This window comes from Sphingobium sp. (assembly GCF_035511395.1).
Taxonomy (GTDB): Bacteria; Pseudomonadota; Alphaproteobacteria; order Sphingomonadales; family Sphingomonadaceae; genus Sphingobium.
Window position 1 is genome coordinate 1 of the sequence record NZ_DATKFP010000117.1, and the last position, 2,818, is coordinate 2,818.

4 protein-coding genes are annotated in these 2,818 nt (G+C 61.9%); all 4 read left to right on the forward strand.

Translation table 11 applies throughout. From position 1 onward, the window contains the following. On the forward strand, positions 1–263 hold a 263-nt coding region (locus tag VMR39_RS07445; RefSeq protein WP_325415341.1), incomplete at its 5' end, for a carboxymuconolactone decarboxylase family protein. 63 nt (positions 264–326) lie between these two features. Next, the gene (locus VMR39_RS07450) at positions 327–1,358 is read left to right on the forward strand and encodes an isopenicillin N synthase family dioxygenase (protein WP_325415342.1); all 1,032 of its coding nucleotides are present in this window, start codon (positions 327–329) and stop codon (positions 1,356–1,358) included. 43 nt (positions 1,359–1,401) lie between these two features. Continuing rightward, a complete protein-coding gene (locus VMR39_RS07455; protein WP_325415343.1) occupies positions 1,402–2,355 on the forward strand; it encodes a tripartite tricarboxylate transporter substrate binding protein in 954 nt (317 codons plus the stop codon). Between the two features lie 168 nt (positions 2,356–2,523). Beyond that, positions 2,524–2,818, forward strand: a 295-nt coding sequence (locus VMR39_RS07460) for a Bug family tripartite tricarboxylate transporter substrate binding protein (RefSeq protein WP_325415344.1), incomplete at its 3' end; no start/stop codon positions are given.

Sequence of the window (2,818 nt, forward strand, 5' to 3'; positions counted from 1 at the left end):
AGTTCGCCTGGGGGGACATATGGTCGCGCCGACAGCTCAGCCTGCGCGACCGCAGTCTGGCGACCATCGCCATGCTTGCCGCGCAAAACCGGCCCACCGAGTTGAAGACGCACATCGGCGGAGCCATCAACAACGGCATGACGATGGAGGAAGTGGCCGAGGTATTCCTGCATGCGGCCGTCTATTGCGGCTTTCCGGCGGCGATGACCTGCATGCGGCTGGCCAAGGAGGTAGCGGCCGCCCGCGAGGGGGCGCCGGGCTAGCGCATTGCCCAGGCTTCTTGTGTAGTCGGCGCGGGCGGGGCCCGCATTTGATTGGGGATGATCATGGCCTTACCAGAGTTCAAGAAAGTCTTTGCCCACGAGGTGCCCGTCATCGACTTGTCAGTCCTGAAGTCCGGCGACCCGGCGGTGTACCGCGACATCGCTCATCGCATTGCCGAGGCCTCGCACACCATGGGGTTCTTCTACGTCGTCAATCACGGCATGCCCGCGAGCCGTATCGACGCGATGTTCGACGTGGCCAGGCGATTCTTCGCGCTGCCCCTGGAAGAGAAGATGGCGATCCGGCTGGCGCTGTCCGACAAATATCGCGGCTATCTGCCGTTCAAGATGATGGGCGCGGATCCGAGTCTGAAGGGCAACCTGCACGAGGCCTTCCAGATCCATACCGAGTTGCCGCCGGATCATCCGGCCGTATCGGCGGGCAAGCCTCTTCATGGCGCCAACCAGTGGCCGGCATCCCTGCCCGAGCTCAAGGTTGCGATGCTCGATTACTTCCGCGACATGTCGGCGCTGTCGCAGACGTTTCTGCGCATGTTCGCGGTCGGCCTTGACCTGCCGCCGGATTCGTTCACCCGCTATTTCCAGTGCCCCATGATGCAACTGCGCATCATGCATTATCCGCCCCAGGAACCCACGGAGTCGGGCGATCACCTGGGCACCCGGCCCCACACGGATTCCGGGGCTTTCACCTTCCTTGCCCAGGACGAGGTCGGCGGCCTGGAAATCCTCAGCCCGGCGGGCGACTGGATCACCGTCCCGCCGCTGCGCGGCAGCTTCGTGATGAACATCGGCGAAATGATGAAGATCTGGACCGATGGCATGTATGCCGCCACGCCGCATCGCGTCATCAATCGCTATGGCCTGGAACGCTACTCCATGCCTTTCTTCGCCACGCCGGATTTCGATGCGGTGATCACGCCGCTGCTGTCCAATCCGGACCGGGAGAAGGCTGCCGAGATGCCCCGGTTCGCCACTTCGGTGGCCGGGGATCGTCCGATCACTTGCGGCGAGATCCTGACATATCTGTATGGCCGTATCTGGCCGTCGACCAAGGTGCAGCGCGTCGATGCCTAAAGGGCAGGGACAGGGACAAACCAACTACGGAGTGTGTCGCATCATGAAGAGCGTCAAATGGGCAGGGTTGTTCGCTGTACTGTTCTCTCTCGGTGGGCCGGCGGCGGCGCAGGACACGTATCCGGCGCGGCCGGTTCAACTGATCTATCCCTTCGGCAGCGGCGGAACGGACTCGTTGTTCCGGGTGTTCGCCATGGCGATGAGCAAGATCGGCGGAGAGCAATTCGTCTACATCAATCGCGAAGGAGCCTCCGGCGCGATCGGCGCCGCCTCGGTGGCCCGGGCGCAGCCCGATGGCTACACATTGATGATCGGTCCTTCCATCGTCATGACGAACCTGCCTTATACGCAGAAGGACCTGTCCTACACGTTCGCTTCCTTCGACTTCGTCTGCCAACTCAACGTCAATGCCTTCGTGCTTGCGGTACGCGCCGATTCTCCCTACAAGAAATTGGAGGATCTGGTCGAAGCGGCGCGCAAGCAGCCGGGGAAATTCAACTATGGGCATTCCGGAACCTATACCGACGTCCATCTCAACATGCTGACCTTGGCCAGGCAGGCGGGCATACAGGTGCAGGACATCGCCTATCGCGGCGACGGCCCCAATCTGCTGCGGCTGTTGGCCGGCGATCTGGAGTTCACCATCAACTCGGTGGTGTCGGTGGCATCCCGCAACGATGTCCGGCCCCTGGCGGTGTTCTGGGACCGCCGGCATCCCGCGCTGCCCGACGTGCCTTCCGTGGTCGAGCTGGGCTATGCCAATTTCTTCACCGGCTACCAGGGGCTGTATGCCCCGCGCGAGACGCCCAAGCCGGTGATCGCCAAGCTCGAGAGCATGTGCATCAAGGCGGTGCAGACCGAGGAATACCAGACGGCGGCTCAGAAACAAGGCGCGGCGGTGGTGCCCATGAGAAGCGCCGCCTTTGCCGCCGAGGCGCGCAAGAGCTACGAAACCAAGGGTTCGTTGTTCGCTGAGCTGGGGGTCAAGCCTCAATGAGGAAATAGGGGTATTCCAGAGGACGGCATCGTTCTTCTCGCAGGGATCGTTGACTAAAGGCAATAAAATAGGTAATTTGAGTACCATATTTTAGTCATTGCTTTTTAGGTGGTATTTGGTGGCCGTGGATCATGGCCGCCAGCAACGATTCTCTCCCTGGAGAAACTCATGCGTCTGTCTGGATGGTGGGTTCGTGGCGGTATCGCGTGTGTGTTCGCCGCCGCCTTCGGCACCGGGATGGCGGCCGACACCGCCTACCCGGACAAGCCTGTGCGGTTGGTGGTGCCATATCCGCCGGGCGGGTCGCTGGATATCATCGGCAGGGTGCTGGCGCAGAAGCTCACCAGCAGCCTGGGGCAATCGGTGGTCGTCGAGAACCGCTCCGGCGCCTCGGGAGCAATCGGAACCCAGGCAGTCGCCAAATCGAGTCCGGATGGCTACATGCTATTGATGGGATCGCCCA